This is a genomic window from Exiguobacterium sp. s129 (assembly GCF_018617585.1).
GTDB lineage: Bacteria > Bacillota > Bacilli > Exiguobacteriales > Exiguobacteriaceae > Exiguobacterium > Exiguobacterium aestuarii_A.
This window is the reverse complement of sequence record NZ_JACSKL010000003.1, coordinates 143,398-169,771: the sequence shown is the minus strand read 5'-3', so window position 1 is coordinate 169,771 and position 26,374 is coordinate 143,398. Positions and strand designations below refer to the sequence as shown.

Below are 26,374 nucleotides of genomic sequence, written 5' to 3'. Positions count from 1 at the left end.
AAGTTGCGATGAATGAACAATTAAAAGAACGATTCAAATCGATGACCGATGCGCTGAAATCGATGCCGGCAAAGCGGAAGCTCATATGGGGGATTTCCATTGCGGTCATTTTAATCGCGGCCCTCTTACTCACTTTCTTCCTTGCAAGACCGAACATGGCTCCTTTGTACACGAACTTATCCGCGCAAGAAGCGGGAGAAGTGACAGAGAAACTAACGGCGGACGGGGTGAAGTCGGAAATAAAAGCGACTTCGAACGGGGTCAGTGTATACGTGCCAAATGAAATGGTCGACCAATTGAAAGTGAGCCTTGCTGCGGCCGGGATCCCCAAATCCGGGTCAATCGACTATAGTTTCTTCAGTGAGAATGCTGGTTTCGGAACGACAGACCGAGAAATGGCGGTCATTGAACGAAGTGCGATGCAGACCGAACTAGAGCGGCTCATTACCCAAATCGAAGGGATCAATCAAGCGAAAGTCATCATCTCGCTTCCTGAGAAGTCTGTCTTTTTAGCGGAAGACCAAGGTGAGCCTACAGCCTCGATCGTGTTAAATATCGGAGCAGGAACGAATCTAGAACCGAACACGGTCAAAGGTCTCTATCATTTGATCAGTAAAAGTGTCCCGAACTTAAAACCTGAAAACATCTCAATCATGGACCAATACTTTACGTATTATGACCTTGATCAAACCGTTGTGGCTGGGGGCTCTTCTTCTGATCCGTTGGCACTGAAACGTCAAGTTGAAAAAGACGTCCGTCAACAAATTCAGCAGATGTTATCTGTTCTTCTTGGTGAACGGAGCGTTCTTGTCTCTGTCACAGCAGATATTGATACGACTCAGACGGCCGAAGAACAAAACCTTGTCACGCCAGTCAACGAAGAAAACATGGAAGGTATCGTGACTTCGGCCGAACGAATTGCAGAAGCGTATACAGGTGGTACGGGGACGGCGACAGAAGCGACTGGGACCGGTGAGAATGACACGATCAACTTCCCTGCTGCTACAGGTGACAGCACAGAGGAAAGTGAAAAAAATCATGAAATCATTAATTATGAAGTGAATCGCATTACGAAACAGATTCAAAATGCACCATACACCATCCGCGACCTTGGGGTGCAATTGATTGTAGAACCACCAGACGGCGCAACGAGTATTGACCCACAGCTTGAAGGTGATCTTGAGACGATGATGTATTCCATCATTCGAACATCACTAGCGAAAACGGACGAAGCCATCACAGATGCGGAGCTTGAACAAAAAGTAGTCGTTGTTTCGAGACCGTTCGCTGAAGCAGAAGAGGTGGCAACGGCAGAGCAGCCTACACCATGGTGGATGTACGCTTCAGCAGCCGGAGCAGTCGTCTTGCTTGCCTTAATCTTCTTCGCAATGCGTAGACGTAAACAAGAAGTAGTGGAAGAGACGAACGAGTGGGAAGTTCCATATGAAGATGAAGTACCTGACCTAGACCTCGAGGAACGAGGCGAAGGGGCTGTGAAGAAGAAACAGTTAGAAAAATTAGCTGAAAGTAATCCAGAAGAGTTTGCTAAACTGCTTCGTACTTGGATGTCTGAGGAGTGAGTAACGTGAACTATGCCAAACAATCGAATCGAGAAAAAGCAGCAATGCTCATGATCTCATTAGGTCCAGAAGTGGCAGCGAATGTTTATAAACATCTTTCGGAAGAAGAGATGGAGCAGTTGACGCTTCAAATCTCGGCACTCAAAAAGGTGTCTCCAGAAGAAAAAGAGAGCATTCTCGGTGAGTTCCACGAACTTGCGATGGCTCAAAGCTACATTACCCAGGGTGGGATTGGCTTTGCCAAAACAGTTCTTGAAAAAGCGGTCGGTGAAGATAAGGCGATGGCATTGATTCATCGGTTGACATCGACTTTACAAGTTCGACCGTTCGAATTTGCTCGGAAAGCCGACCCGAAACAGTTACTGAACTTTATTCAAAACGAACATCCACAGACGATTGCTCTAATCTTAGCTCACTTAGAGCCGGTCAAGTCAGGGCAAATCTTATCGGAACTCCCTCCTGAGATTCAATCGGAAGTTGCGAAACGGATTGCGACGATGGACCGACTTAATCCGGATGTTATTCATGAAGTCGAACAAATACTTGAAAAGAACCTCTCTCAGACGGATATGCAAGATTATGCCCAGTCGGGTGGAATCGAGGCGGTCGTCGAAGTATTGAATGGGGTCGATCGCACGACAGAACGTACCATTCTTGACGCACTCGAGATTGAAGATCCTGAACTCGCAGAAGAAATCAAGAAGCGTATGTTTGTCTTCGAGGACATCGTTACGCTCGATTCACGCGCGATTCAACGAATCATTCGCGAAGTGGCGAACGACGACTTGTTGTTAGCACTCAAAGTGTCGTCAGAAGAAGTGAAACAAATCATCTTCAAGAACATGTCTCAACGGATGGTCGAAACGTTCAAAGAAGATATGGAATTTATGGGACCTGTTCGATTGCGTGACGTCGAAGAAGCACAGAGCCGAATCGTCGGAATCATTCGTCGCCTAGAGGACGTCGGTGAGATCGTGATCAGTCGAGGTGGAGGAGATGACATCGTTGTCTAATGTGATCAAACGTCAACGCGCGACATCGCATATTCCTCAGCGAATCGAATCAAAACGATTGGAAACATCCATTCCTGACCCGACTGATGGCATCGACCATCATCAAGTCATCGAGTCGCGTTATGAGAAATTAAGACAGGATGAAGAAGCGTTCCAACAGTTTCAACAGACAGAAATCGAGCAACTCGAAAGATTCAAACAAGAAGCGTATGAACAGGCTCGATTAGAAGGTTATGAAGCGGGTCTACTCCAAGGAAGACAAGATGGATATGCCGAGTTTGAAGACGTCACGACACGCCTGAACTCGGTCTCCACTGAACTCGAACAACTGTTCCAAGAAAAATGGAAACAGGCGGAAATACAACTCATTGACCTTGCGATTGCAATAAGTGCGCAAGTGACGACGGACCTTGTTCGAAAAGATGAGGCGCTGTTCGCGGCGATGATTCAAGAACAGATAGCGCAACTCATTGATGCGGAAGCGTTAACGATCTTCGTTCATCCCACACGTCTTGCTTCGATTCAGCGATTTGAATCGTTGTGGCGTGATGAAGAGACACCTCCTTTGAAGTATCGGGGAGACAGCTCTTTAGATGAAACGTCCGTACGCATTGAGTCCCCACATCGAGGAAGTGAAATAGATTTATCCTACAGTTTTGAACGAATCCAAGTCAAAATCGAGGAGGTTTTAGCGGATGGCGCTTATTGAGCAGGTCATCGATACGATCAAACAGTCTACAGATGGCGAGTTCACTCGCAAAATCGGTCGAGTTTGTCGGGTCGTAGGGTTGATGATCGAGTCAAATGGACCGAGTGCGTTTGTCGGGGAGCGATGTTTTATCATGCTCCCTTCAAATGAGTCGGTCGAAGCGGAAGTGGTGGGCTTTAATGAAGAGCGCGTCCTTCTCATGCCATACGGTGAAACGACACAGATTGCACCGGGTTGTTTAGTGAAAGGGACGGGGAAGATGCTCCAAGTCCCAGTCGGTGAGGAACTGATTGGACAAGTGCTCGACGGTCTAGGACGGCCTCTGTCGGGTGAGAGACTTGCGACAGGTAAGCGGTATGATGTCCAACGCAAACCGCCAAACCCGTTGAATCGTCCTCGGATTTTAGATACGTTGTCGACGGGTGTTCGTATGATCGATGGTCTCCTGACTGTAGGAAAAGGGCAGCGTGTCGGGTTGTTTGCAGGTTCTGGAGTCGGGAAATCCACGTTACTCGGCATGATTGCCAAACGCTCCTCAGCAGATATTAACGTGATTGCTTTGATCGGGGAACGTGGTCGGGAAGTAAAGGAGTTCATTGAAAAAGAGCTCGGTCCTGATGGGATGGCCCGGTCTGTCGTCATTGTGGCGACGAGCGACCAACCCCCGCTCGTCCGGTTGAAAGGGGCGTATACCGCAACCGCAATCGCTGAATACTTTCGTGACCAAGGCAAAGAAGTCGTGCTCATGATGGACTCGGTGACACGTTTTGCAATGGCCCAACGAGAAATCGGGCTCGCGACGGGAGAACCACCGACATCGAAAGGATATACACCGTCTGTTTTTGCGATGCTCCCGCAATTGTTAGAGCGAAGCGGGACGGCGGCGACTGGATCGATTACAGCATTTTATACGGTCCTCGTCGATGGTGACGATATGAACGAACCGATTGCCGATGCGGTGCGTGGGATATTAGATGGACACTTTGTCATGGATCGCGCGCTTGCAAACCGTGGACAGTTTCCTGCGATTCATGTATTGAAGTCAATCAGTCGGGTCATGAACCAAATCGCCTCGCCATCACATCGTGAAGCCGCACAAACGTTTCGGAGTTGGCTGGCGACATATATCGATGCCGAGGACTTGATTAACATCGGCGCATATAAAAAAGGGTCGAATCCAGCGATTGACACCGCAATCGAGAAGTATCCATACTTATTGACATTTTTGAAACAATCAATCGATGAAGACGCAGCATTCCAACAAACGATGACTCATTTGTCAGACATTGCGCGAGGTGAATCATGAACAGACTTATTTTAGAACGAATCATGCCAATTGCTGAACATGAGAAAGAAGATGCTGCTTCAGAAGTTAGAGGCTTCAAGGCGAAACTCGAAACGGAAATGGAAGCGTTGTATGACCTTCTCCTCATGTATGAGTCATTGATTAAACATCAAGATGAGCAGCAAGGGTATATTGATTTACTCATGTTTCAGTACCGAGAAAAAACGCGTGAGCAGGTAAAGCGTCAAATCGAAACGCAACAGCTCGTCGTCCAACAAGCACGCAATCGTTATCATGCGTCGCAAGAAAGACTGCTTGGGAAAGTAGTGGAAGAAAAGAAATATGTGACGCTACATGAAAAGGTCAGTTTACAAGAGATGGCAGCGGCAAAACTCACAGAGCAACTAATGATGGACGAACTCGCTGTGATTCATCATGGGAAAGGGAAGTAGCATGGCAAAAGAGAACAATAAACGAGGCAAACAAATGATTGTGGCATTGGTCCTCATCCCGGCAATCTTCATTTTAGTCGGCGGAATGGTCGTCATGAACTATGCGATGGATCGTCCACTTTTATCTGTACCATTCCTACCAGTTAGCGAGGTTGAAAAGTCATTAGAAACGCCTGAGACGTCTGAAGCGAAAGTGAATGTCACGGGCATCGACAGTGACGCCACGAACCGGTTGAAAGCAGCAAACAGTGAGATTGAAAAACTTCGAAATGAAAATGTGGAACTGACGAATGAAGTGAAAGCGAGACAAGAAGAGATTACCGATTTAATACGAGAACGTGACCGACTTGTCTCCGAACTTGCAGCGGCCACAACGGAAGAGGAAAATTCATCTGACATTTCCAGTGTGTATGAAGAGATGTCTGCCAAACAAGCTGCGGCCATTATGGGGGAACTAGAGAGTCCCCAAGTGGCTGAACTGTTAAAAGAATTATCACCGAAGCAACAGGCTGATATTTTAGGGAGGATGAATGCGCAACAAGCTGCAGTTGTGACTCAGCTTCTCCAATGAATATGGGAAGGGAGGACCTACATTGAATATTGCTTTACTATCACAAGCCATTCAAGGTTCAACGACTCGTACCGGAGTGGCAGAAGGCGAATCGCAGGGAACAGGCGGTTTCTTAAGCCTTTTATCTGCCATGCTTGCCCCGATGCAAGCCTCTGGCGAGCAGGGGGAAAGTCCCAAACTTGAAGAGGGCGTGTTATCTGAAGAACTCGTCGACCTGGAAAAAATGGCTCAGGAACTTGAAACATGGTTTCAAAAACCTGAAACACTGAAATGGCTCAAATCACTTCCTCAAGATGCATATCGAACGTTTATGGATGCATATGTAGGCGTACTCGGGCACCTGTCCATGCCGTCTAGCAATGTTGAGGAGGGGCCCCTCATCCTTGCTCAAACAATCGGTTCGATTAGTGGCATCATTCAACAAGCAGATCCGTCTGCGAAAACACTTGTGACACATCCTGTTCCGAATCAAGAACTTGGAAAGCATGTTCAAACGATTCAGCGGGTGATCGCACAATTTAATGGACCAACTGGCAATACGAAAGAAATTCCCGTCATGCCTCAAGTTGAAACCATGAAATCGGCGAAAGCACTTCCTCAATCAAGTAGCGTGGATTGGTTACCGAAAGGCTTGAACTGGTCGCGACCACAGATTGATGTAGAGACTGTCATGTATGCCTCGAAAGGCTCCTTACCTGAAAACTTACAGGCAAGAATTGAGGCAGCACTTCAAAAAGCACCATTTCAAAGTGGAGCGGATGGCTCGAAAGTGTTTACGGTACGACTTTATCCAGAGCAGCTAGGAGAACTCGTCGTCAAGCTAGAGCGGCAGAATGGGGAACTTGTCGTGAAGTTGTTTGCAAGCAATCAAGAAGCGAAGCAACTGATTCAGTCACAAGTTCAGCAGTTGCAACAAACGCTGACACCGCATTCCCAAAACGTTCGTGTCGAGGTCAACTTGACACAACAAGCACTAGATGCGAAGTCGACGATGCCAGATGGTTCCGATCAACCGGAACAAGAGCAACCGCAGGAACAGCCTAAAGGAGGGTCTGAAGATGACGAGCATCCAACCGAAGACGAATGACTATACATTGCCAGACCAGTCACTTCCGAAAGTGACGAATCAATATGACAAAGACATGTTTATGAAGTTGCTGCTCGCTCAAATCGCGAACCAGGACCCGATGTCACCGATGGAAGACCGTGAGTTCATCGCTCAGATGGCACAATTTTCTTCACTAGAACAAATGCAAACGATTTCGAAGCAACTTGATTCTGTTTTGGTTGACCGTCATATGGCCTCGATTTCTGAATTCAGTAGCATGATCGGTAAAACGATTGACTATAGTTCGGAATCGAGTGAAGAAACGACAAAAGGTTCAGGTCGTGTCGTCTCGATTTCACGATCTGATTTAACTGGATACATGGCCGACCTTGAAGACGGCACATCGGTCAGCGTGTACGATATCACGTCCATCAAATAAGCATAGGGGGAAATTATTATGTTAAGAGCAATGTACTCAGGAATCAGTGGACTGAAGAACTTTCAATCTAAGCTAGACGTCGTCGGGAACAACATTGCGAACGTCAACACGTTCGGTTACAAAAAGGGACGTGTCACGTTCAAAGACTTGGTTAGTCAACAAGTCGGTAGTGCGTCAGGCGGGAACGGGACAACGGCAGGAGGGATAAACCCGAAAGAGGTCGGTCTTGGGGGCACGATGGCTACTGTCGATAACGTCTACAACCAAGGGGCGATGCAAAATACGGGACGTGCATTAGACGTCGGTATCTCGGGTGAAGGCTTCTTCGTCACAATCGTCAACGGACAAGCGCAGTACACGCGTGCCGGTAACTTTTACACGGACAATAACGGTGACTTGGTGACTGGTGAAGGAACATACTTATTAGGAACGGGTGCAAAACCTGCGGCTAACCTTCCAGCTCCAAACTTGACTGGGAATATTCCTGACACCGTGGCAGGATCGACAGCTTACGGTAAAATCTCGATTCCGACAGATGCACGTTCATTGTCGATTGGAAAAGATGGTCAAGTCAGTTATGTCGATGCAGCCGGTGCACTTCAGACAGCAGGCTATATTGTGACGGCAAACTTTAGCAACAACGCTGGTCTATCAAAAGTCGGTGCCAACAACTTCTTACAATCTCAAAACTCAGGCGACCCACTCATCGGGGCAGCTGGTGATTTAGGACGAGGGAACCTCGTTTCAGGTGCTCTTGAGATGTCGAACGTCGACCTTTCTGAAGAGTTTACGGAAATGATTGTGGCACAACGTGGTTTCCAGGCGAACACACGAATCATTACAACGTCAGACGAGATTCTTCAAGAACTCGTCAACTTGAAACGCTGATGATTCGCGTCACAGCATTTCGGGGTGAGGAATTCGTGCTCAACGCTTTGCTCATCGAAACGGTGAAAGCAGAGCCCGACACGATTATCCAATTATTTAACGGCAAAACGTATCTCGTGAAAGAAACGAAAGATCAAATCATTGAACGAACTGAAGCCTTTTACCGCTCAATCGGTTTAGTCGGAACGATGTTCACAAGAGGTGAAGAAGATGAGTGAAGAAGAAAAGAAAAAAGGTGGCGGCCTGAAGGTTGTCATCATCTTACTAGTCGTCCTACTTGTCATGGGCGGAGCCGGCTTCATGACATATAAATACGTGTTCGGAGATAACGTCACCGCTAAAACGAAACCGGTTACTGCCGAAGAATTGGCGGAACGAAGCTTCACGACCGATGACATGACGACAAACATTCAAGATGAGCGTTTCATCAACGTTCAATTCACGATTGTCACAGATTCTTTGGAAACAAGAGAGAATCTAGAGTTACGCAAATTTCAAGTACACAACGTCATTCTCGGGGATTTGGCTGGAATGACAAAAACACAGTTGGCAACAAAAGAAGATATGCAAAAGTTTGAACAGACACTACGAGAACAACTTAATGGACTGCTTGAAGAAGGTGAAGTCCAACGCGTCTATATGACGAAGAAAATTATTCAGTGAGGTGGCATCATGGGAGAAGTACTGTCTCAACAAGAAATTGATGCCTTACTATCTGCACTAAGCAGTGGGGATGTCGAAGCGGATTCCTTTCTTGCACAAGAGGAAGAAAAGAAAGTTCGGCAATACGACTTCAAGCGAGCCGTCCGATTTTCAAAAGATCAGATTCGCAGTTTGACTCGAATTCACGAGCATTTCACTCGCATGTTAACGACGTTCTTCTCGGCCCAACTTCGCACATATGTTCAGTTTTCCGTCAACTCAGTCGAACAATTACCGTACGATGAATTCATTCATTCTATCCCGAGTATGACGATGATTAACTTGATTGAAGCGCCACCGTTAAACGGACGCTTCATCATCGAGGTCAATCCGAACATTTCTTATGCGATGCTAGATCGCCTACTCGGCGGACCGGGTGTCGAGATGGACAAAATTGAATCGTTCACAGAAATCGAGATGCGCATTTTGACGCAATTGTATAAGCGTGCCTTTTCAACGTATGGGGACGCATGGGAATCGATTGCGGAAATCAAGGCGGAAATGTCTGCAGTGGAAGTGAATCCGCAGTTTCTCCAACTCGTTTCACCAAACGAGACGGTCGTCCTCATTTCGATTGGGGTTACGATCGGCGAAGTGAGCGGAACAATCAACGTTTGTCTTCCGTTCGTGACAATCGAACCGGTCTTGTCGAAGTTGTCGAGTCATTACTGGATGCAGGAAGCGAATCGTCGCAATGCGAGTGAGTCGAGCAAAGAACCACTGAAAGCACAGTTGATGAACTCGACGGTCGAGGTCGTCTCGTTACTTGGAGAGACGACAATCACGTTTGGTGATCTGTTGCACCTTGAAGTTGGGGACTGCTTGGCACTCGATCAAGTGGCAAAAGAACCTCTATCCATCATGGTAGGGGAGAATAAAGTATTTAAAGGGCAAGTCGGTGTGAGCGGGAAGCGGATGGCGGTTCAGGTGCTTCACCGTGTGAAGGAGGAAGAGCAATGAGTGAAATGCTGTCACAAGATGAAATTGACGCGTTACTACGTGGGACAAGCGACAGTACGCCGACGCCAAAGGCGGAAAAAGAAGAGCACCTAGATTCGATGGAAAGCGATGCTCTTGGAGAAATCGGAAACATTTCGTTTGGGAATTCTGCAACGGCATTGTCGACGTTGCTACAACAAAAAGTAGAAATTACGACACCGGTTGTCAGTGAAGTGAGAATCGAAGAGTTGCGTGAACGTTATCCGACGCCTCATGTGGCGTTACGTGTCGGTTACACGGAAGGGATAAAGGGTGAAAACGTCCTCGTCTTGACTCGCGAAGATGCGGCCATCATCTCTGATCTCATGTTAGGTGGAACGGGAGAGAACGTCGATCCTGAAAGCCTTGATGAGATTCGCTTATCGGCTGTTCAAGAAGCGATGAACCAGATGATGGGTGCAGCCGCGACATCTTTATCGACGGTGTTCTCGAAGAAGATTGACATCTCTCCACCACTTGTCGAGGTGTTTGATGCGACGAAAAATCAAACCATTATCGACCGCCTCGAACTTTGGGAGACGATGGTGCTCATTGAGTTCAATCTCAAAGTCGGTACATTGATTGACTCGACAATTGTTCAAATTGCACCAATTCAATTCGGAAAACAGTTGGTCGACGAATTGATGAAAGCAACCGGGGAGGCACAAACGGCAGTAGAGCCTGTAAAAGAACAACCGAAAGCGGAGGCACCGAAACCTCAGCCACAGGCGCAACCACAGGCGCAACCACAAGCACAACCGGAAAAACAAAAATCGATGCCAGAGGTCGCGGTAAGCCAAGCCGAATTCATGCCGCTCCAATCACCGGCTCCGCAAGAGTCCGTGCCGGCAAACTTAGGATTACTGTATGACGTTCCGTTGAACGTGACCGTCGAATTAGGCAGAACGAAAAAGTCTGTCCGGGAAGTACTCGAGCTATCACAAGGTTCAATCATCGAACTCGACAAGCTAGCAGGCGAACCGGTTGATATTTACGTCAACCAACAACGGATTGCTAGAGGAGAAGTAGTCGTCATTGAAGAAAACTTTGGGGTACGTGTAACAGAAATTATTCAACCGCACGAGCGGATCGGAATCGTTTAAGGAGGAAATTAGAATGAGTGCAAAAGTATTAGTAGTAGACGACGCAGCGTTCATGCGTATGATGATCAAGGATATTTTGACTAAGAATGGATATGACGTAGTAGGTGAGGCAGAAAACGGAGCTGACGCGGTCGTGAAATATCGTGAACTCACACCGGACCTCGTCACACTTGATATCACGATGCCAGAGATGGATGGACTCGCAGCATTGAAAGAGATCCGTAGTTTTGACTCGAACGCAAAAGTCATCATGTGTTCAGCGATGGGACAACAAGCGATGGTCATCGATGCGATTCAAGCAGGTGCGAAAGACTTCATCGTCAAGCCGTTCAACGCAGAGCGCGTCATCGAAGCGGTTTCTAAAACGGTCGCACAATGAAGAAATGGTGGTTGATTATTCTTCTCGTGGTCGGGCTTTATATTCCGACCACGGTTGAGGCCGCCACCGTAGACCAACAATTCGAGCAAAAACAGACAGAAGAATTGGAAAGTAACGTTCCAACGACAGCGTCAACGATTGGGAATGGCGTGAAAGTCGTGTTGAGTCTCGTAGTCGTGGTCGGCGGTTTCATCGTCTTGATGCGTTGGCTCGGTTCCAAAACACAGGGTGTGAAAGCGACTCAGCATATGAAACATCTAGGAGGCGTCCCACTCGGAAAAGACCGTTCCGTCCAACTCGTGAAACTCGGGGATCAGGTCTATGTCCTCGGTGTCGGGGAATCGATTCAACTGATTGATCGTCTCGATGCGGAAACGATGGATGAAGAACAGTCAGAGCCTTTATCACTCCGAACGGCGAATTCGAATGCATTTTTGGATACATTTAAGAAACAACTTGCTCAATTAGAAGAAGTGAGGAAGAAGTCATGACAACGTTTGAGCAATTAATTAATTTAGAGACACCAGACAGTACATCCACATCCATCAAACTCTTAATTTTGTTGACGCTATTGACACTTGCACCATCTTTTTTAATTTTGATGACGTGCTTCACACGTGTCGTCGTCGTACTATCTTTCATTCGACCAGCGCTCGGTACACAGCAGACACCGCCAAACCAGTTGATTGTCGGATTGGCCTTGTTCATTACATTGTTTGTCATGTCCCCTGTTCTCTCTGATTTGAATGAGAACGCGTTGAAACCTTATCTCGATGACAAAATCTCACAAGATGAGGCGTTTGATGAGGCTAGTGGGACGATGAAAGAATTCATGTCGAAATATACGAGACAAGAAGATTTACAACTCTTTTTGAAGTATGGGAACTACGAGCAACCTGAATCACTTGATGATGTACCACTTCTCGCGCTTGTCCCGGCTTATGCGATTAGTGAATTGAAGACAGCCTTTCAAATCGGTTTCATGATTTTCTTGCCATTTTTAATTATCGATATGGTCGTCGCGAGTGTCCTCATGTCGATGGGGATGATGATGTTACCACCGGTCATGATCGCATTGCCGTTTAAATTATTGTTATTTGTATTGGTCGATGGCTGGCACTTGATTGTGGAATCATTGCTTAGAAGTATGTAGGGGGAACGGACATGACACAAGAAATGGTCATTTACTTGGCAACAGAGAGTGTGTGGACATTATTAAAAATTTCAATGCCATTGCTACTCATTTCACTGATTGTCGGTCTCGTGATCTCGATTTTACAGGCCACGACTCAAATTCAAGAACAAACGCTTTCGTTCGTTCCAAAAATTATCTCGGTCTTCATCGGTCTTGTCATCTTCGGACCGTGGATGCTTCAACAAATTGAAGGGTTCACTCGATTGATTTTTGAGCTGATGGTCGAGGTCGCTTCGAAATGAATGTGGTCGACTTCATCAGTATGTACGGTCTGACGTTTGCGCGACTTTCTGGCTTTTTTGTCAGTGTCCCGTTATTCTCGACGAGGCAGTTGCCGGTCATGCATCGCGTCGGGTTCAGTGCATTCTTAGCGTATTACGCGATGTTCACATTGACTGAGCCAATCGTGATGACGAATGCTTTCGTCCTTCAAGTAGTCTATGAAGTCATGATTGGACTGTTACTCGGTCTATTGATTAACATCCTCTTTTTCGCTCCACAAATTGCCGGAGGGGTCATCGATCTTCAACTCGGATTAGCGATGGCTTCCGCATATGATCCGATGTTTGGCGGACAGTCTCCACTCATTGGACGATTTTATTATATATTTACCTTGTTTATTTTATTGACGAGTAATTTACATTTACTCCTGATTGACGGCATTTATTACAGTTTTCAAATCTATCCACCCGGTCAACCGATGATCAACTTCTCGGAAGCCTCACTCATGATGGCGGTGAAAGTCGTCACGATGACGATGATGGTCGCCTTGCAGCTGGCCTTACCGATGATGGCATCATTACTGCTTGTTGATTTGGCACTTGGATTTTTAGCAAAATCAGCACCACAGTTCAATATCTTTGCAATCGGCTTTTCCTTCAAACTTATTGCTGGATTTTCCGTCATGGTGTTGTTAATGGGATTGACATTGACAGGAATTAGTCAGTTCATTCCATTGTTACAAGAAGTGATGCGCGACTTTATGCTCATGCTAGGAGATGCCTCATGAAGAAGCCTCTATATCCTTTATCGGTCAATCTGCAGTTTTTTGCAGGTGAAAAAACAGAAAAAGCGACACCACGTAAACGAGAAGACTCACGAAAGAAAGGGCAAGTCGCCAAATCTGCTGATTTGACGGGGGCATTCGCACTCTTTGCCATGTTTCTCATGCTGTCATTCTTCGGACCATTCATCGGGCAACAGCTACTTTCACTAATCGGAGATTTACTTAGCCCGCAATATTTACTATTCAATGTATCTGAGGGCATGTCGGGGATGGTCATCGACTTAATGCTTCGAGTCGGACTGATTTTGGCACCGTTCTTTATCGTTGCTGTCGTCTTTGGGATTCTCATCAATTATCTACAAGTTGGAACGCTATTTTCGTTAGAAGCGATTCAGCCAAAGCTCGAACGTATCGACCCGATTAAAGGGGTGAAACGCATTGTCAGTATGAAAGCGGTCGTCGAATTTTTAAAGTCCTTATTCAAATTTTTAATCATCCTGACAACCGCTGTCGCTGTCCTTTGGCAAAACCAAAAAGAATTGTCCCGTATGGCCGTCGAGCAGATTCGAGAATCCATCGTCGCGCTCGCGGGTATCACGATTGAGCTTGGGCTCTGGGTGAGTGTCGCCTTGCTCGCACTCGCATTACTCGACTTTTTTTACCAACGATTTGATTTCGAAAAATCGATTCGAATGTCAAAGCAAGACATTAAGGACGAGTATAAAAACTCAGAAGGTGACCCACTCATCAAATCCAAGATTAAGCAGCAACAACGGGAAATGGCGATGCGACGGATGATGCAAGAAATTCCGAATGCCGACGTCGTCATCACAAACCCGACCCATTACGCGGTCGTCATCCGCTACGATGACACGAAAGATTTTGCGCCGCTCGTTGTCGCAAAAGGGGTCGACCGAGTCGCCTTTCATATTCGAGATGTCGCAAAAGAGCACGATGTGGCGATTGTCGAGAACAAGCCGCTCGCACGTGCGCTCTACGCACAAATCGATATTGGAGAAGTGGTGGACGAATCATTCTACCAAGCAATCGCGGAAGTGCTCGCGTTCGTCTATCAAATGAAGCAACCGTCTTGAGGAGGAGTATGTGTTGGCAGTAAAAGCAAAAGACTTTGCAGTTTTGATTGGTGTCTTGATGATTGTCATCATGCTGATCATCCCGTTACCGGGCTTTTTATTAGACTTTTTAATCATCGTAAATATTTTAATCGCCCTCATGATCTTACTTGTGGCGATGAATGCCAGAGAAGCGCTTGACTTCTCCGTATTTCCTTCTCTCTTATTGATCGTGACGTTGTTTCGTCTCGGATTGAACGTATCGACGACCCGCTCGATTCTCTCGAACGGGTATGGAGGGGAAGTTATTGCGACGTTTGGTGACTTCGTCATCGGAGGAAATGTCCTTGTCGGATTCGTCGTCTTCCTGATCCTCGTCATCATTCAGTTCGTCGTCATTACAAAAGGTGCCGAGCGTGTGTCTGAGGTATCCGCCCGCTTCACACTCGATGCAATGCCAGGGAAACAGATGGCCATCGATGCTGACTTGAACTCCGGATTGATTGATGACAAGGAAGCGCAGATGCGTCGCCGTAAAATTCAAAGCGAGGCCGACTTTTACGGTTCGATGGATGGGGCATCCAAGTTCGTCAAAGGGGATGCTATCGCCGGAATCATCATCGTGACGATTAACTTGATTTTCGGAATCATTATCGGCGTCGTTCAAATGGGACTACCGGTCGGCGAGGCATTCCAAACATTCTCGCTTATGACGATCGGGGACGGACTCGTCAGTCAAATCCCGGCACTCTTGATTTCAACGGCGACCGGGATCATCGTGACCCGTGCCGTCTCAGACGGCAATTTAGGGGAGGATGTCATCGACCAGCTCGGTCAAAACCCATCGCTTCTCTATATCGCAGGAGGCATCGTCTTCTTGCTCGGTTTCGTGTCACCTCCACTTATTCCGGTGACGATGATCATCGCAGGTACAGCGTTCTTCGGAGCGTATACGATGCGACGAAACATCCGGCAGGCAACGGAGGAACCGATTATGGAAGAAGAACCTTCGATGGCTCCGACAGAATCTGTCGTCTCGCTCTTACAAATCGATTCGATTGAATTCGAGTTCGGTTACGGCTTGATTCCCCTTGCGGATGAGTCACAAGGCGGTGACTTGTTAGATCGTGTCGTCATGATTCGTCGTCAGCTTGCACTCGAACTCGGTTTTATCTTGCCGACGGTTCGTATTCGCGACCACCTACAACTCTCGCCGAACGCGTATCGCATCAAGGTGAAAGGAAACGTCGTCGCAGAAGGGGAGTTGTTACTCGACCATTACTTGGCGATGAGCCCAGGGATTGAAGACCCAGAAGTATATGGAATTGAAACGACGGAACCGGCATTCGGACTTCCTGCCCTTTGGATTGATGAGGAGACACGGACGCGAGCTGAAATGAGTGGGTACACTGTCGTAGACCCACCATCCGTCGTCGCGACACATTTGACCGAAACGCTGAAAAAGCATGCCGCTGATTTACTCGGTCGTGAAGAAACGAAACAACTCGTCGAGCACTTGAAGGAAACTCATCCGGTACTTGTAGAAGATGTGACGCCTTCAGTCCTCTCGATCGGTGAAATTCAAAAAGTACTACGTCACTTATTACAAGAGAGCGTATCGATTCGAAACTTGCCTCTCTTGTTCGAGACGATGGCAGACTACGGAAAGGTAACGAAAGATGCAGAAATCCTCGGGGAATATTGTCGCCAAGGATTGTCTCGTCAGCTGACCGACCAAGTCAAGCCACCAGAAGGCCCATTGTATGTGGTCACGTTAGGTGGTCAGACGGAACAGACCGTTCAAGATGCCGTACAAAAGACCGAGTTTGGGAACTATTTGGCGCTCGACCCGGAGCAAGCACGTGAGATCATCGAACGTACGGGCGAACAATTGTCGATGTTCGGACGCTACGGTGCATCGGCAGTCATTTTATGTTCACCGACGATTCGACTATTTGTTCGACAATTGCTCGAACGATATTATCCAGATGTGCCTGTTTTGGCCTATAACGAGTTACTCAGTTCCGTCGAAGTGAAAAGTATTGGGGTGATTTAAATGCAAATTAAAAAATTTACAGCGAAAACGATGGCTGAGGCGATGACGAAAGTGAAGCAAGAGCTAGGTGATGAAGCGGTCATCCTCAATTCGCGGCAAGTGAAGACCGGATGGTTTGGTTTATTCGCTTCGAAACAAGTGGAAGTCATCGCCGCACTCGAAAAAGAGAAGGCGGTCACGAAGCCAAGGCGAACAGAATCGGTTCGGCCAGAGCCGACCACAGCACCTGCACCAACGCCATCACCTCAAGTAACGTCAACACCTCGTATGGTAGGAGGGACAGCACCAAGGCTGCACTCGTCACTACAGCACATCGACGCGTTACTTTCGACGGAGTCGTTCGCAGAAGAGTCATGGGAAGAGACGTTGAACGAGCTTTACTATACGACGAAGTCTGTGGAAGTAGCAGAACGATTCGTGTATGAGCAAGTTAAATCGACTTTCGTCGAGCCACCTGAAGCGAAGCGCTATGTCATGCTCGTCGGACCGACTGGTGTCGGAAAAACGACGACACTTGCCAAACTAGCTGCACATTTCAAATTGACAGAAGGCAAAACGGTCGGGCTGATTACGACAGATACGTATCGAATCGCGGCCATCGAACAGTTGAAGACGTACGCTGAAATTATGAATATCCCTGTCGAAGTGGCATATGACTTTCATGATTTTAAGCGAGCGAAGCAATTATTTGCGCGAAAAGATATTGTATTGATCGATACGGCAGGTCGAAACTTCCGAGACCCAGCCTACGTTGAACAATTTCACGAACATCATGACTTCACGGAAACGAGTCTATCGCTTGTATTGAGTTTGACATCCAAAATGAAAGATATGGATATGATTTATTCCCAGTTCGAATCCCTCCCCCTCAGTTCGCTCATCTTCACTAAAGCGGATGAGACGAGTGACATCCACGCGATGTATCGAATGGTGAAAAAGAGCGGCTTGCCTGTCGCATGGATGACAGACGGTCAAGAAGTGCCAGATGATTTGATTCGAGGAGATGCGGAGGCATTGACGAAACGACTGTTTGAGAAAGAAGGGTGGGCCAGATGGACCAAGCAAGGCGTTTAAGAGCAATCAATGATGTCCATCCGACGACCATCGCTTTTGCGAGCGGGAAAGGCGGCGTTGGAAAGACGAACGTTTGCGTCAACACGGCCATCGCCCTTTCGGAACTCGGGAAACGGGTGTTAATCGTCGACTTTGATATCGGGATGGCCAACGTCCATATTTTAATGAACGCTATGAAGTCGAGAACGATGATTGAGTCTGTAAAAGCTCGTATTCCATTGGCTGCAGCTGTTCAGAAAAATGTATATGGTGTCGATATATTACATGGAGGGAGTGGACAAGACCAACTCGTCCATCTCTCAGAAGATGACATGCAATTTCTCATGCGAGAACTCGAAGTACTGACCGCATATGATTACGTCCTCTTCGATATGGGCGCCGGGGCGACGGACACCTCGCTACAATTTATTGCGGGGTGTGACGAAATGTTTTTGATTTTAACACCGGAACCGACTTCGCTCATGGACGGGTACGCATATACAAAACTAGTGCATCATCAATATCCCGACTTACCACTCGGCGTCATCGTGAACCGAGCTCAGTCTGGAGAGGAAGCACTGCAATGTTTCGAACGGATGGAAGTCGCATGCAAGCAGTTCTTAAATATGACGATTCGATTCCTCGGATTTTTACCGGATGACCCTTCAGTCCGAAAGGCAGTCATCGCACAAGTCCCGTTTTATCAATACAATCGAAAAAGTGATATTAGCTGGCGGCTCGAACGAATTTTGACAACGCTTACGGGAACGCCTCCAAAACCACGTCACTTGATGGACCGTTTGATGGGGAACTTACGGAAACAATGGAACCGAGTATAATGACAGGGAGGCAAAGAAGATGGACGTGAACGAATACTTAGGGTTGTTTTTAGATGAATCCCAAGAACATATCCAATCGATCAACACACAGTTACTTAAGTTAGAACAGTCGGGTGGGGCGGATGTCGTTCAAGAGATTTTCCGGTCTGCGCATACGTTAAAAGGGATGTCTTCGACGATGGGGTACGAACGCGTCGCCAATTTAACGCATGAGATGGAAAGTGCACTCGACCTCGTCCGTGGCGGTAAAAAAGAAAGTAACCAACTTTTGTTGGATACGATGTTCATCGCTATGGAACAAATGGAAGACATGATCGCCGACATCGAGAACGGGGGACAAGGAGCAAACGTGGATGTTTCTGAAACGGTTGCCGCCTTCCAATCATTCATCGGTGGGAAAGAGGTCGTGGTCACCGAAGCGAAAGAGTCGAGTACATTCGACGTCGACCTTTACACAAACTCGGTCATTGACCAGGCGAAACAAACTGGGTTTGAGGCGTATCAGATTACTGTGAAACTATCAGACGCTGTCGTCTTGAAAGCGGCTCGGGCGTACATGGTGTTTGATCGCCTTCAAGAACTAGGCGAAGTGGTACGAACGCATCCGGAGACAGAAGAAATTGAACAAGAGCAATTCGACTTGTCGTTTGACGTCTTGTTCCTCTCACAAGAGACTGCGGAAGTCATCGAACACGCCATCGCCCAAGTATCGGAAGTGGAACGTGTCGAAGTCAATGTGTTCACAGGAGCGCCAGAAAGCGAACCAGAAGTCGCAGTGACAGCTGAAGCGGTAGTTCCGGAACCAGTAGTGCAGACAGCTTCAGACCAAGAAGAAAAAGATACGAAAGAACAAGTTGCGGCCCAGGCTCAAGCGAAGACGATTCGCGTCAACTTGGAACGAATTGATCGTCTCATGAACTTGTTTGAAGAATTTATCATCGATCGTGGACGTTTGGAACGACTTGCTGACGAGGTAGGGCAACCAGAATTGAATGAAACGGTTGAAAAAATCAAGCGAGGTACAAATGAACTACAATCTCTTGTTTTGACACTTCGCATGATGCCAATCGAGCAAGTGTTCAATCGTTTCCCACGTATGGTGCGTTCAGTCGCAAAAGATATTCATAAGAAAGTTCAATTGGATATTTCAGGTGCCGAGACAGAACTAGATCGGACGGTCATCGATGAGATCGGCGACCCGCTCGTTCACTTGATTCGGAATGCAATCGACCATGGGATCGAACGTCCAGAAGTTCGCGTACAAGCTGGAAAGCCGGAACAAGGCATGCTCGCCCTTCGTGCTTATCACGGCGGGAACCGTGTCTTTATCGAAATTGAAGATGATGGCGCAGGGATCAATGTCGACAAAGTTCGTGCTAAAGCGTTGGAGCGTGGTGTCATTTCAGATGAAGAGGCGACCATGATGTCTGAGAATGAGTTGGCGATGTTGATCTTCGCCCCAGGTTTCTCGACAGCAGACGTGGTGACAGACCTTTCAGGTCGTGGTGTCGGGCTCGATGTCGTCAAAAATAAAATCGAGTCGCTCGGTGGTGTCGTTTCGTTAGAGACGGTAGCGGGACAAGGGACAAAATTCCAAGTCAGCTTGCCACTCACCCTCTCGATTATCTCGGCCATGCTCGTACAAGTCGGCGAGGAATCGTATGCGATTCCGTTGTCATCGATTCTTGAGACGACTTTACTTGATGAGGCAGACATTTTGACGGCGCATCGTGAGCGCGTCTTTGATTTCCGTGGGCAATTGGTTCCACTCGTCTATTTGAAAGAAATGTTCGGGATCGAATCAGAGACGAAATCCCAATTCCCGGTCGTCGTCGTTCGAAAAGGCAACAAACTCGTCGGCGTCGTCGTCAACGATTTGATTGGCCAACAAGAAATTGTCATGAAACCGCTCGGTACGTATCTTGAAGGGATTCCAGCTATCTCAGGTGCGACCATACTTGGTGACGGTCGCGTCGCCCTTATCGTAGATAGTAACGATCTCTTTTAAGGAGGAATATAGATGGAACAGAAATGGGTAGTCTTTTCACTTGAAGAAAATACGTACGGGATCGATGTGCAATCGGTCCGTTCAATCGAGCGGCTTCAGCCAATCACACGCGTCCCGAACGCCCCGTCACACGTGAAAGGGGTCATCAACCTTCGGGGTGTCGTCACACCGGTCATCGATCTTCGTTTACGCCTCGGTTATGAAGAAATCGAACCGACGGATGAGACACGTATTTTAATCGCGTCATTGAATCAAGGGGACGCGGGCTTTATCGTTGACCGGGCAAATGAAGTTGTCGAAAGTGATGAAGTGCGGATTGAACCGATTCCGGAGTCGAGTCGCGACATGATTTCAGCACACTTGACAGCAATCGCTAAAGGGGAAGACAAACTCTTCTCGCTTCTCGATGCGAATGCGTTGTTTGAGGAACAATATGCTGAGTGAGTTTGAGCAAGATCTGTTAAAGGAACTGGGAAATATAGGGTCTGGACATGCGGCAACTGCTTTATCCGCCATGTTAGCCAAACCGGTAAACATCACGGTCTCTTCGGCCGAGATGGAGCCAATCTCCTATTTACCGGATCGGGTTGGTGGTCCGGAGCGACATGTCGCTTCGGTGCTACTCGAGTTAGACGGTGAGATTCGTGGTATGATTCTTATTTTATTTGCCGTTGAGGACGCCGAACAGATGGTCTCGACTTTGATCGGCATGCCGTTCTCATTCCAATCTGGTGATGAACTCGGCCAATCGGCCTGGGAAGAAGTCGGGAATATTATGAGCGGTGCGTATGCACGGGCACTTGGTGATTGGTTGCAGACTCCAATCATGATCCAAGTACCGGCAACCGCAATCGATATGGCGGGATCGATCGTCGAGTTTGTCGTCACATCGGTTCAACCTGAGGAAGACGCCGCACTGTATATCGATACGACCTTTATGATTGATCAAAAAGTAAGTGCAGGACATGTGTTGTTCCTACCAACACATGGTTCACTCAAACGCATTCAAGAACGGTTGATTGGTCATGGCTGACGTTTTAAAAATTGGCATCGCCGAGTGGAAGCAAACGACGGCACCGAATCGGTTACGGACAGCCGGACTTGGTTCGTGTGTAGGTGTCATCTTATATGACACTCGCCTCCAATTGGCGGCAATGGCGCATGTTATGTTACCCGACTCGACCATTGCGAGGAAGAATCAAGCGATTGAAGTAGGAAAATATGCGGACACAGCCATCGATACGCTCGTCCGTTCTCTTAAACGAGAGGGAGCGACACGGTTACAAGCAAAAATGGCTGGTGGGGCACAAATGTTTCAATTCAAATATGAGAATGAAGCGATGCGAATCGGCGAACGGAACGCCGAGGCGATTCGTCAAGCATTAAAGGTTCATCGGATTCCGCTCGTGGCCGAAGATTGTGGCGGTCATAACGGACGGACGATTGAATTCGATGTTGCGACATCGGTCTTATCGATTCGGACGGTGAGCGTAGGTACGAAAGAACTATAAGGGGGGATCGACATGACGACTCATCTTACACAGTTGTGGGATCGCTGGAATACGGACCGTGATATGGATACAGCAAACGAATTACTAGCACATTACGAGTTTCTCATCCACTACCACGTACAACGGATGATCGTGACGCTTCCAAAGAGCGTCGAACGCGACGAATTGAAAAGTTTGGGTTACATGGGATTGTACGATGCCCTTATGAAATATGATCCAGAGCATAATAATAAATTTGATACGTACGCTGCATTTCGAATTCGAGGAGCCATCATCGATGGGTTGCGAAAAGTAGACTGGTTGCCTCGATCGGTTCGTGAGAAAGTGAAAAAAATCGATCAGGCGGCAGAACAACTTGAACAATCACTTCATCGCGCTCCGACGAAGAATGAGTTGGCGCTTGCTTGTGATCTTCCTGTTTCAGAAATCGAACGAACGATGGCAGAAGGGTATTTCGCCAACATGTTGTCGATCGACGAGGCCGTGACGTTACAAGAGGAAGGCAAAGTCATGTCAGTCACGTACTTCGACCCGGACTCCGAAAAACCGGAAGACACACTCCTTCAACGGGAGTTGATTGATGTGCTCGCGACAGAAGTAGACCATCTATCGGAAAAAGAACGGCTCGTCGTATCGTTATTTTATTTTGATGAATTGACATTGACTGAGATTGGGGAAGTGCTCGAATTATCGACTTCCCGCATTTCTCAAATCCATTCAAAAGCGTTGAAGACGTTAAAGCAGGCACTCGGACGGTCGTATTTAGAAGAAAAGACATCGTAAGGAGATGAACAAGTGTATATTGTATATGTGATCACGGCTTGTTTGGGTGCTTACGGTTTTTTATTCGGGTACCGTCAAGTCCAGGCGTTACAAGAACGGGTTGAGCGACTCGAACGAGAGAAACAGGAGACGGAGACGTTGCTTCTCTCGTTCATGGAGTCGATGAACGACCTTGTCACGAAAGAACCGGTAGAGCGTAAAGCGGACGTTCATCAGGAAGACTCAATACTTGTTGAAGCAAACATTGAGTCCGTGTCCGATGAGTTGAATGAAGAGAACTCAACAACGTCGGTTGACGTAGACGATGTGTTACTGCGCCATTCGGTTCGAGACGCGGCCCGCATCCTCGGAAAAGGGGAAGGTGAACTCGCGCTATATGCGAAACTTCGCAAAAAGTGAGAGTTGCCGGATTTCGTGACATATGCTATAGTAGTTCTCGGTGTTAAACACATCACACACGTCTCGGGATGATATTCCTCGGTGCCGAAAGGTCGGAATACAACAATGAACGAGGCGGAGGACTTTTTTAAACCACAAGGAGGAAATTTATCATGGCAGTAATTTCAATGAAGCAATTGCTTGAAGCTGGTGTACACTTCGGTCACCAAACACGCCGTTGGAACCCAAAAATGGCGAAATACATCTTTACAGAGCGTAACGGGATCTACATCATCGACCTTCAAAAAACGGTCAAAAAAGTAGACGAAGCTTACAACTTTGTTCGTGAACTCGCGGCAGAAGGCGGAAACGTCCTCTTCGTTGGTACGAAAAAACAAGCTCAAGATACAATCAAAGAAGAAGCAATCCGTTCTGGTATGTTCTTCATTAACGAGCGTTGGTTGGGTGGAACACTCACTAACTTCTCAACAATCAAAAAGCGTATTAACCGCTTGAAGCAACTCGAAAAAATGGAAGAAGACGGCACGTTCGAAGTACTTCCTAAGAAAGAAGTCATCATCTTGAAAAAAGAAATGACTCGTCTTGAGAAGTTCCTCGGCGGAATCAAGGATATGCCTGGTGTGCCTGACGCCCTCTTCATCGTTGACCCACGTAAAGAGCGTATCGCAATCGCGGAAGCTCACAAATTGAACATCCCAATCGTTGCGATTGTCGATACAAACTGTGACCCAGATGAAATCGACTACGTTATCCCAGCGAACGACGATGCAATTCGTGCAGTTAAATTGCTCACTTCGAAAATGGCAGATGCGATCATCGAAGCGAAGCAAGGTGAAGAAGAAGTTGCTGAAGAAGCTGTAGCGACAGAAGCTGAAGCTACAGAAGCTGAGTAATCAGTGAGACAATAGGTGATAAAGGGAAAGCCTTTTATCACCTTTTTTTAGGACAAGTATTCAAAAAGCCTCGTGCTTTTTCTTAAAATTCGTAAGTTTTACAAGGAGGAATTTCCGATGGCAGTTACAGCAGCAATGGTAAAAGAACTTCGTGAAAAAACAGGAGCAGGAATGCTCGATTGCAAAAAAGCACTCGTTGAAACAGACGGTGACATGCAAGCAGCAATCGACTTCCTTCGCGAAAAAGGAATCGCTAAAGCAGCAGCAAAAGGTGATCGTATCGCCGCTGAAGGTTTGACAGCAGTAGCAGTTGAAGGCAACAAAGCTGTGCTCGTCGAAATCAACTCAGAAACAGACTTCGTTGCGAAGAACGAAAAGTTCCAAACACTCGTCAACAACGTAGCAAAAGCAGTACTCGCTTCAGGCGCAACAACTGCAGAAGCAGCACTCGCAGCTGATTACGAAGCAGGCAAAACGCTTGAAACGTACATCCAAGAAGAAGCTTCTACAATCGGAGAGAAAATCTCACTCCGCCGTGTGGCTGTTCTTGAAAAAGCTGACGACGCTGTATTCGGTACGTACCTCCACATGGGTGGTCGCATCGGTTCTGTAGTCGTAATCGACGGCACGTCTGACGAAACAGTTGCAAAAGACGTTGCAATGCACGTTGCAGCAGCACGTCCACTTTACGCGACACGCGATGAAGTATCAGCTGAAGAAATCGACCGTGAGAAGAAAGTCTTGACTGAGCAAGCTCTTAACGAAGGCAAACCTGCTAACATCGTTGAGAAGATGATTGCTGGTCGCATGAACAAGTACTTCGAGGAAATCTGCCTCGTAGACCAAACGTTCGTAAAAGACGGCGACTTCAAAGTTGGTAAGTATGTAGAATCTAAAGGCGGGAAAGTCAACTCATTCGTACGCTTCGAAGTAGGAGAAGGTATGGAGAAACGTGAAGAGAACTTTGCTGAAGAAGTTATGAACCAACTTAAAAAATAATCTGCGTCATCGTATATGATGCAATCAAAATTGGGAACACGTCTTTATAACCTTGAGTTAGTTCGTTAAGGGAGCGTGTTCCCTTTTTTCAAGCAAGAGGAGGCAAAGTTATGGAACCGAAATATAAACGAATTGTGTTAAAATTGAGTGGAGAAGCGCTCGCTGGAGATCAAGGTTATGGGATTGACCCTAACATTGTAAACTCAATCTCAAATCAAATTAAAGAATTGATCGAGTTGGGTGTAGAAGTGGCCGTGGTTGTTGGTGCCGGAAACATTTGGCGTGGAAAGACGGGTAGTGAACTTGGAATGGACCGGGCAAATGCAGACTACATGGGAATGCTCGCGACTGTCTTAAACTCACTTGCCCTTCAAGACAGCCTTGAAACGTACGGTGTCCAAACGCGCGTCCAAACATCAATTGAAATGCGACAAGTTGCTGAGCCATACATTCGTCGCCGGGCAATGCGTCACCTTGAAAAAGGTCGCGTCGTCATCTTTGCAGCGGGTACAGGAAACCCATATTTCTCAACGGATACGACAGCTGCACTTCGCGCTGCTGAAATCGAAGCCGATGTCATTTTAATGGGTAAAAACAATGTGGACGGCGTCTACTCTGCCGATCCAAAATTGGATGCCACTGCAGTGAAATATGAGTCGTTGTCATACCTTGATGTCTTAAAAGACGGGCTTCAAGTCATGGACTCAACGGCAACATCACTCTGTATGGACAATCACATTCCATTGATTGTATTCTCATTGCTTGAAGAAGGTAACATTAAACGTGTCGTACTCGGGGAACATATCGGGACGGTAGTAGGAGGAGTCAATTCATGAGTGTCAAAGAAGTATTGCAAACAGCTGAAGAAAAAATGGAAAAAGCGCACACGTCACTGAAACGTGATTTTGGTACGCTTCGCACTGGCCGTGCCAGCGCATCGATTTTGGATCCTGTTCAAGTTGATTACTATGGTGTTCCAACACCACTCAATCAAGTGGCAAACATCAATACACCAGAAGCGCGCTTGCTCTTGATTCAACCATGGGATAAATCAATGGTTTCAGAAGTAGAAAAAGCGATTCAAAAGGCAGACCTCGGCTTGTCTCCATCTTCTGACGGAACAGTCATCCGTTTGGCGATTCCTGCCTTGACGGAAGAACGTCGTAAAGAACTGGTTAAAATCACGAAAAAATATGCGGAAGAGGCGAAAGTCGCTGTCCGTAACGTTCGCCGTGACGCTAACGAAAACTTGAAAAAACTCGAAAAAGATGGCGAGTTAACAGAAGACGATCTCCGCGGATATGCAGATGACGTTCAAACGTTGACGGATTCGTATATCAAGAAGATTGATGAATCTGCAGCAACGAAAGAAAAAGAAATCATGGAAGTGTAATCACGGAAGTGGTATACCA

At 47.1% G+C, this 26,374-nt stretch carries 32 protein-coding genes; all 32 read left to right on the top strand.

All coding sequences use genetic code 11. From position 1 onward, the window contains the following. Positions 1-8: 8 nt before the first annotated feature. Positions 9-1,580: a flagellar basal-body MS-ring/collar protein FliF gene (fliF, locus tag KNO92_RS05420; protein ID WP_214760357.1), complete on the top strand. Its 1,572-nt coding sequence runs from the start codon at positions 9-11 to the stop codon at positions 1,578-1,580. A gap of 5 nt (positions 1,581-1,585) precedes the next feature. Continuing rightward, positions 1,586-2,593 carry a flagellar motor switch protein FliG gene (gene fliG / locus KNO92_RS05415; protein ID WP_031421657.1) on the top strand — a complete coding sequence of 336 codons (1,008 nt, stop codon included), beginning with the start codon at positions 1,586-1,588 and terminating at the stop codon, positions 2,591-2,593. Next, complete coding sequence (locus KNO92_RS05410; RefSeq protein WP_214760355.1) at positions 2,577-3,302, top strand: FliH/SctL family protein; 726 nt, start codon at positions 2,577-2,579, stop codon at positions 3,300-3,302. Before fliG ends, KNO92_RS05410 begins: the two co-directional genes overlap by 17 nt. Further along, positions 3,289-4,608: a flagellar protein export ATPase FliI gene (fliI, locus tag KNO92_RS05405; protein WP_214760353.1), complete on the top strand. Its 1,320-nt coding sequence runs from the start codon at positions 3,289-3,291 to the stop codon at positions 4,606-4,608. The genes KNO92_RS05410 and fliI overlap by 14 nt, the downstream gene beginning before the upstream one ends. Beyond that, positions 4,605-5,039 carry a flagellar FliJ family protein gene (locus KNO92_RS05400; RefSeq protein ID WP_214760351.1) on the top strand — a complete coding sequence of 145 codons (435 nt, stop codon included), beginning with the start codon at positions 4,605-4,607 and terminating at the stop codon, positions 5,037-5,039. Before fliI ends, KNO92_RS05400 begins: the two co-directional genes overlap by 4 nt. A 1-nt stretch (position 5,040) precedes the next feature. Further along, positions 5,041-5,610, top strand: a complete 570-nt coding sequence (locus tag KNO92_RS05395; protein WP_214760349.1) for a MotE family protein — start codon at positions 5,041-5,043, stop codon at positions 5,608-5,610. A 22-nt stretch (positions 5,611-5,632) separates the two neighbouring features. Beyond that, entirely contained in the window at positions 5,633-6,697 is a 1,065-nt protein-coding gene (locus tag KNO92_RS05390; RefSeq protein ID WP_214760347.1) for a flagellar hook-length control protein FliK, read from the top strand. Beyond that, positions 6,669-7,097, top strand: coding sequence for a flagellar hook capping FlgD N-terminal domain-containing protein (locus KNO92_RS05385; protein ID WP_214760344.1), 429 nt, complete (start codon positions 6,669-6,671; stop codon positions 7,095-7,097). Before KNO92_RS05390 ends, KNO92_RS05385 begins: the two co-directional genes overlap by 29 nt. An 18-nt stretch (positions 7,098-7,115) precedes the next feature. Further along, on the top strand, positions 7,116-7,985 hold the full coding sequence (flgG, locus tag KNO92_RS05380; protein ID WP_214760342.1) for a flagellar basal body rod protein FlgG: 870 nt from the start codon (positions 7,116-7,118) through the stop codon (positions 7,983-7,985). After that, a complete protein-coding gene (locus tag KNO92_RS05375; protein WP_031421671.1) occupies positions 7,985-8,203 on the top strand; it encodes a flagellar FlbD family protein in 219 nt (72 codons plus the stop codon). The genes flgG and KNO92_RS05375 overlap by 1 nt, the downstream gene beginning before the upstream one ends. Next, the gene (locus tag KNO92_RS05370; RefSeq protein WP_214691824.1) at positions 8,196-8,648 is read left to right on the top strand and encodes a flagellar basal body-associated FliL family protein; all 453 of its coding nucleotides are present in this window, start codon (positions 8,196-8,198) and stop codon (positions 8,646-8,648) included. Before KNO92_RS05375 ends, KNO92_RS05370 begins: the two co-directional genes overlap by 8 nt. A 9-nt stretch (positions 8,649-8,657) precedes the next feature. Next, positions 8,658-9,647: a flagellar motor switch protein FliM gene (fliM, locus tag KNO92_RS05365; RefSeq protein ID WP_074034699.1), complete on the top strand. Its 990-nt coding sequence runs from the start codon at positions 8,658-8,660 to the stop codon at positions 9,645-9,647. Continuing rightward, positions 9,644-10,768 (top strand): flagellar motor switch phosphatase FliY, encoded by a 1,125-nt coding sequence (gene fliY / locus KNO92_RS05360; protein ID WP_214760340.1) that lies wholly within the window; start codon positions 9,644-9,646, stop codon positions 10,766-10,768. The genes fliM and fliY overlap by 4 nt, the downstream gene beginning before the upstream one ends. Positions 10,769-10,781: 13 nt before the next feature. Beyond that, positions 10,782-11,147 carry a response regulator gene (locus tag KNO92_RS05355; protein ID WP_074034690.1) on the top strand — a complete coding sequence of 122 codons (366 nt, stop codon included), beginning with the start codon at positions 10,782-10,784 and terminating at the stop codon, positions 11,145-11,147. Then, the gene (locus KNO92_RS05350) at positions 11,144-11,638 is read left to right on the top strand and encodes a flagellar biosynthetic protein FliO (RefSeq protein ID WP_074034689.1); all 495 of its coding nucleotides are present in this window, start codon (positions 11,144-11,146) and stop codon (positions 11,636-11,638) included. Before KNO92_RS05355 ends, KNO92_RS05350 begins: the two co-directional genes overlap by 4 nt. Next, positions 11,635-12,300, top strand: coding sequence for a flagellar type III secretion system pore protein FliP (fliP, locus tag KNO92_RS05345; protein WP_074034688.1), 666 nt, complete (start codon positions 11,635-11,637; stop codon positions 12,298-12,300). The genes KNO92_RS05350 and fliP overlap by 4 nt, the downstream gene beginning before the upstream one ends. Before the next feature lie 11 nt (positions 12,301-12,311). Beyond that, positions 12,312-12,584 carry a flagellar biosynthesis protein FliQ gene (gene fliQ, locus KNO92_RS05340; protein ID WP_015881403.1) on the top strand — a complete coding sequence of 91 codons (273 nt, stop codon included), beginning with the start codon at positions 12,312-12,314 and terminating at the stop codon, positions 12,582-12,584. Continuing rightward, positions 12,581-13,351 (top strand): flagellar biosynthetic protein FliR, encoded by a 771-nt coding sequence (gene fliR, locus KNO92_RS05335; RefSeq protein WP_214760337.1) that lies wholly within the window; start codon positions 12,581-12,583, stop codon positions 13,349-13,351. Before fliQ ends, fliR begins: the two co-directional genes overlap by 4 nt. Next, positions 13,348-14,442 carry a flagellar biosynthesis protein FlhB gene (gene flhB / locus KNO92_RS05330; protein ID WP_214760335.1) on the top strand — a complete coding sequence of 365 codons (1,095 nt, stop codon included), beginning with the start codon at positions 13,348-13,350 and terminating at the stop codon, positions 14,440-14,442. Before fliR ends, flhB begins: the two co-directional genes overlap by 4 nt. Positions 14,443-14,455: 13 nt before the next feature. Next, positions 14,456-16,477, top strand: coding sequence for a flagellar biosynthesis protein FlhA (gene flhA / locus KNO92_RS05325; protein ID WP_285800683.1), 2,022 nt, complete (start codon positions 14,456-14,458; stop codon positions 16,475-16,477). Continuing rightward, on the top strand, positions 16,478-17,551 hold the full coding sequence (locus KNO92_RS05320; protein WP_214760330.1) for a flagellar biosynthesis protein FlhF: 1,074 nt from the start codon (positions 16,478-16,480) through the stop codon (positions 17,549-17,551). It begins immediately after the preceding gene. After that, positions 17,530-18,369: a MinD/ParA family protein gene (locus tag KNO92_RS05315; RefSeq protein WP_214691831.1), complete on the top strand. Its 840-nt coding sequence runs from the start codon at positions 17,530-17,532 to the stop codon at positions 18,367-18,369. The genes KNO92_RS05320 and KNO92_RS05315 overlap by 22 nt, the downstream gene beginning before the upstream one ends. Positions 18,370-18,388: 19 nt before the next feature. Further along, entirely contained in the window at positions 18,389-20,377 is a 1,989-nt protein-coding gene (locus tag KNO92_RS05310; protein WP_214760328.1) for a chemotaxis protein CheA, read from the top strand. A 12-nt stretch (positions 20,378-20,389) separates the two neighbouring features. Further along, positions 20,390-20,821, top strand: a complete 432-nt coding sequence (locus KNO92_RS05305; protein WP_074034681.1) for a chemotaxis protein CheW — start codon at positions 20,390-20,392, stop codon at positions 20,819-20,821. Then, the gene (locus KNO92_RS05300) at positions 20,811-21,410 is read left to right on the top strand and encodes a chemotaxis protein CheC (RefSeq protein WP_214691834.1); all 600 of its coding nucleotides are present in this window, start codon (positions 20,811-20,813) and stop codon (positions 21,408-21,410) included. The genes KNO92_RS05305 and KNO92_RS05300 overlap by 11 nt, the downstream gene beginning before the upstream one ends. After that, positions 21,403-21,888: a chemotaxis protein CheD gene (locus KNO92_RS05295; protein WP_074034679.1), complete on the top strand. Its 486-nt coding sequence runs from the start codon at positions 21,403-21,405 to the stop codon at positions 21,886-21,888. Before KNO92_RS05300 ends, KNO92_RS05295 begins: the two co-directional genes overlap by 8 nt. 12 nt (positions 21,889-21,900) lie before the next feature. Then, a complete protein-coding gene (locus KNO92_RS05290; RefSeq protein ID WP_074034678.1) occupies positions 21,901-22,671 on the top strand; it encodes a FliA/WhiG family RNA polymerase sigma factor in 771 nt (256 codons plus the stop codon). A 12-nt stretch (positions 22,672-22,683) separates the two neighbouring features. Continuing rightward, on the top strand, positions 22,684-23,070 hold the full coding sequence (locus KNO92_RS05285) for a hypothetical protein (protein ID WP_214691835.1): 387 nt from the start codon (positions 22,684-22,686) through the stop codon (positions 23,068-23,070). A 152-nt stretch (positions 23,071-23,222) separates the two neighbouring features. Further along, positions 23,223-23,963 (top strand): 30S ribosomal protein S2, encoded by a 741-nt coding sequence (gene rpsB, locus KNO92_RS05280; protein ID WP_015881415.1) that lies wholly within the window; start codon positions 23,223-23,225, stop codon positions 23,961-23,963. A gap of 117 nt (positions 23,964-24,080) precedes the next feature. Next, positions 24,081-24,962: a translation elongation factor Ts gene (gene tsf / locus KNO92_RS05275; protein ID WP_074034676.1), complete on the top strand. Its 882-nt coding sequence runs from the start codon at positions 24,081-24,083 to the stop codon at positions 24,960-24,962. A 110-nt stretch (positions 24,963-25,072) separates the two neighbouring features. Then, entirely contained in the window at positions 25,073-25,798 is a 726-nt protein-coding gene (gene pyrH, locus KNO92_RS05270; RefSeq protein WP_214691836.1) for a UMP kinase, read from the top strand. Continuing rightward, positions 25,795-26,355 (top strand): ribosome recycling factor, encoded by a 561-nt coding sequence (frr, locus tag KNO92_RS05265; RefSeq protein WP_074034674.1) that lies wholly within the window; start codon positions 25,795-25,797, stop codon positions 26,353-26,355. The genes pyrH and frr overlap by 4 nt, the downstream gene beginning before the upstream one ends. Positions 26,356-26,374 lie beyond the last annotated feature (19 nt).

What these genes read in the sequence shown, in the direction of transcription:
- fliF (WP_214760357.1), top strand. Translation starts at nt 9, where the DNA reads ATGAATGAACAATTAAAAGAACGATTCAAATCGATGACCGATGCGCTG.
- KNO92_RS05410 (WP_214760355.1), top strand. Translation starts at nt 2,577, where the DNA reads ATGACATCGTTGTCTAATGTGATCAAACGTCAACGCGCGACATCGCAT.
- fliI (WP_214760353.1), top strand. Translation starts at nt 3,289, where the DNA reads ATGGCGCTTATTGAGCAGGTCATCGATACGATCAAACAGTCTACAGAT.
- KNO92_RS05400 (WP_214760351.1), top strand. Translation starts at nt 4,605, where the DNA reads ATGAACAGACTTATTTTAGAACGAATCATGCCAATTGCTGAACATGAG.
- KNO92_RS05395 (WP_214760349.1), top strand. Translation starts at nt 5,041, where the DNA reads ATGGCAAAAGAGAACAATAAACGAGGCAAACAAATGATTGTGGCATTG.
- KNO92_RS05385 (WP_214760344.1), top strand. Translation starts at nt 6,669, where the DNA reads ATGACGAGCATCCAACCGAAGACGAATGACTATACATTGCCAGACCAG.
- flgG (WP_214760342.1), top strand. Translation starts at nt 7,116, where the DNA reads ATGTTAAGAGCAATGTACTCAGGAATCAGTGGACTGAAGAACTTTCAA.
- KNO92_RS05375 (WP_031421671.1), top strand. Translation starts at nt 7,985, where the DNA reads ATGATTCGCGTCACAGCATTTCGGGGTGAGGAATTCGTGCTCAACGCT.
- KNO92_RS05370 (WP_214691824.1), top strand. Translation starts at nt 8,196, where the DNA reads ATGAGTGAAGAAGAAAAGAAAAAAGGTGGCGGCCTGAAGGTTGTCATC.
- fliM (WP_074034699.1), top strand. Translation starts at nt 8,658, where the DNA reads ATGGGAGAAGTACTGTCTCAACAAGAAATTGATGCCTTACTATCTGCA.
- fliY (WP_214760340.1), top strand. Translation starts at nt 9,644, where the DNA reads ATGAGTGAAATGCTGTCACAAGATGAAATTGACGCGTTACTACGTGGG.
- KNO92_RS05355 (WP_074034690.1), top strand. Translation starts at nt 10,782, where the DNA reads ATGAGTGCAAAAGTATTAGTAGTAGACGACGCAGCGTTCATGCGTATG.
- KNO92_RS05350 (WP_074034689.1), top strand. Translation starts at nt 11,144, where the DNA reads ATGAAGAAATGGTGGTTGATTATTCTTCTCGTGGTCGGGCTTTATATT.
- fliP (WP_074034688.1), top strand. Translation starts at nt 11,635, where the DNA reads ATGACAACGTTTGAGCAATTAATTAATTTAGAGACACCAGACAGTACA.
- fliQ (WP_015881403.1), top strand. Translation starts at nt 12,312, where the DNA reads ATGACACAAGAAATGGTCATTTACTTGGCAACAGAGAGTGTGTGGACA.
- fliR (WP_214760337.1), top strand. Translation starts at nt 12,581, where the DNA reads ATGAATGTGGTCGACTTCATCAGTATGTACGGTCTGACGTTTGCGCGA.
- flhB (WP_214760335.1), top strand. Translation starts at nt 13,348, where the DNA reads ATGAAGAAGCCTCTATATCCTTTATCGGTCAATCTGCAGTTTTTTGCA.
- KNO92_RS05320 (WP_214760330.1), top strand. Translation starts at nt 16,478, where the DNA reads ATGCAAATTAAAAAATTTACAGCGAAAACGATGGCTGAGGCGATGACG.
- KNO92_RS05315 (WP_214691831.1), top strand. Translation starts at nt 17,530, where the DNA reads ATGGACCAAGCAAGGCGTTTAAGAGCAATCAATGATGTCCATCCGACG.
- KNO92_RS05310 (WP_214760328.1), top strand. Translation starts at nt 18,389, where the DNA reads ATGGACGTGAACGAATACTTAGGGTTGTTTTTAGATGAATCCCAAGAA.
- KNO92_RS05305 (WP_074034681.1), top strand. Translation starts at nt 20,390, where the DNA reads ATGGAACAGAAATGGGTAGTCTTTTCACTTGAAGAAAATACGTACGGG.
- KNO92_RS05300 (WP_214691834.1), top strand. Translation starts at nt 20,811, where the DNA reads ATGCTGAGTGAGTTTGAGCAAGATCTGTTAAAGGAACTGGGAAATATA.
- KNO92_RS05295 (WP_074034679.1), top strand. Translation starts at nt 21,403, where the DNA reads ATGGCTGACGTTTTAAAAATTGGCATCGCCGAGTGGAAGCAAACGACG.
- KNO92_RS05290 (WP_074034678.1), top strand. Translation starts at nt 21,901, where the DNA reads ATGACGACTCATCTTACACAGTTGTGGGATCGCTGGAATACGGACCGT.
- rpsB (WP_015881415.1), top strand. Translation starts at nt 23,223, where the DNA reads ATGGCAGTAATTTCAATGAAGCAATTGCTTGAAGCTGGTGTACACTTC.
- tsf (WP_074034676.1), top strand. Translation starts at nt 24,081, where the DNA reads ATGGCAGTTACAGCAGCAATGGTAAAAGAACTTCGTGAAAAAACAGGA.
- pyrH (WP_214691836.1), top strand. Translation starts at nt 25,073, where the DNA reads ATGGAACCGAAATATAAACGAATTGTGTTAAAATTGAGTGGAGAAGCG.
- frr (WP_074034674.1), top strand. Translation starts at nt 25,795, where the DNA reads ATGAGTGTCAAAGAAGTATTGCAAACAGCTGAAGAAAAAATGGAAAAA.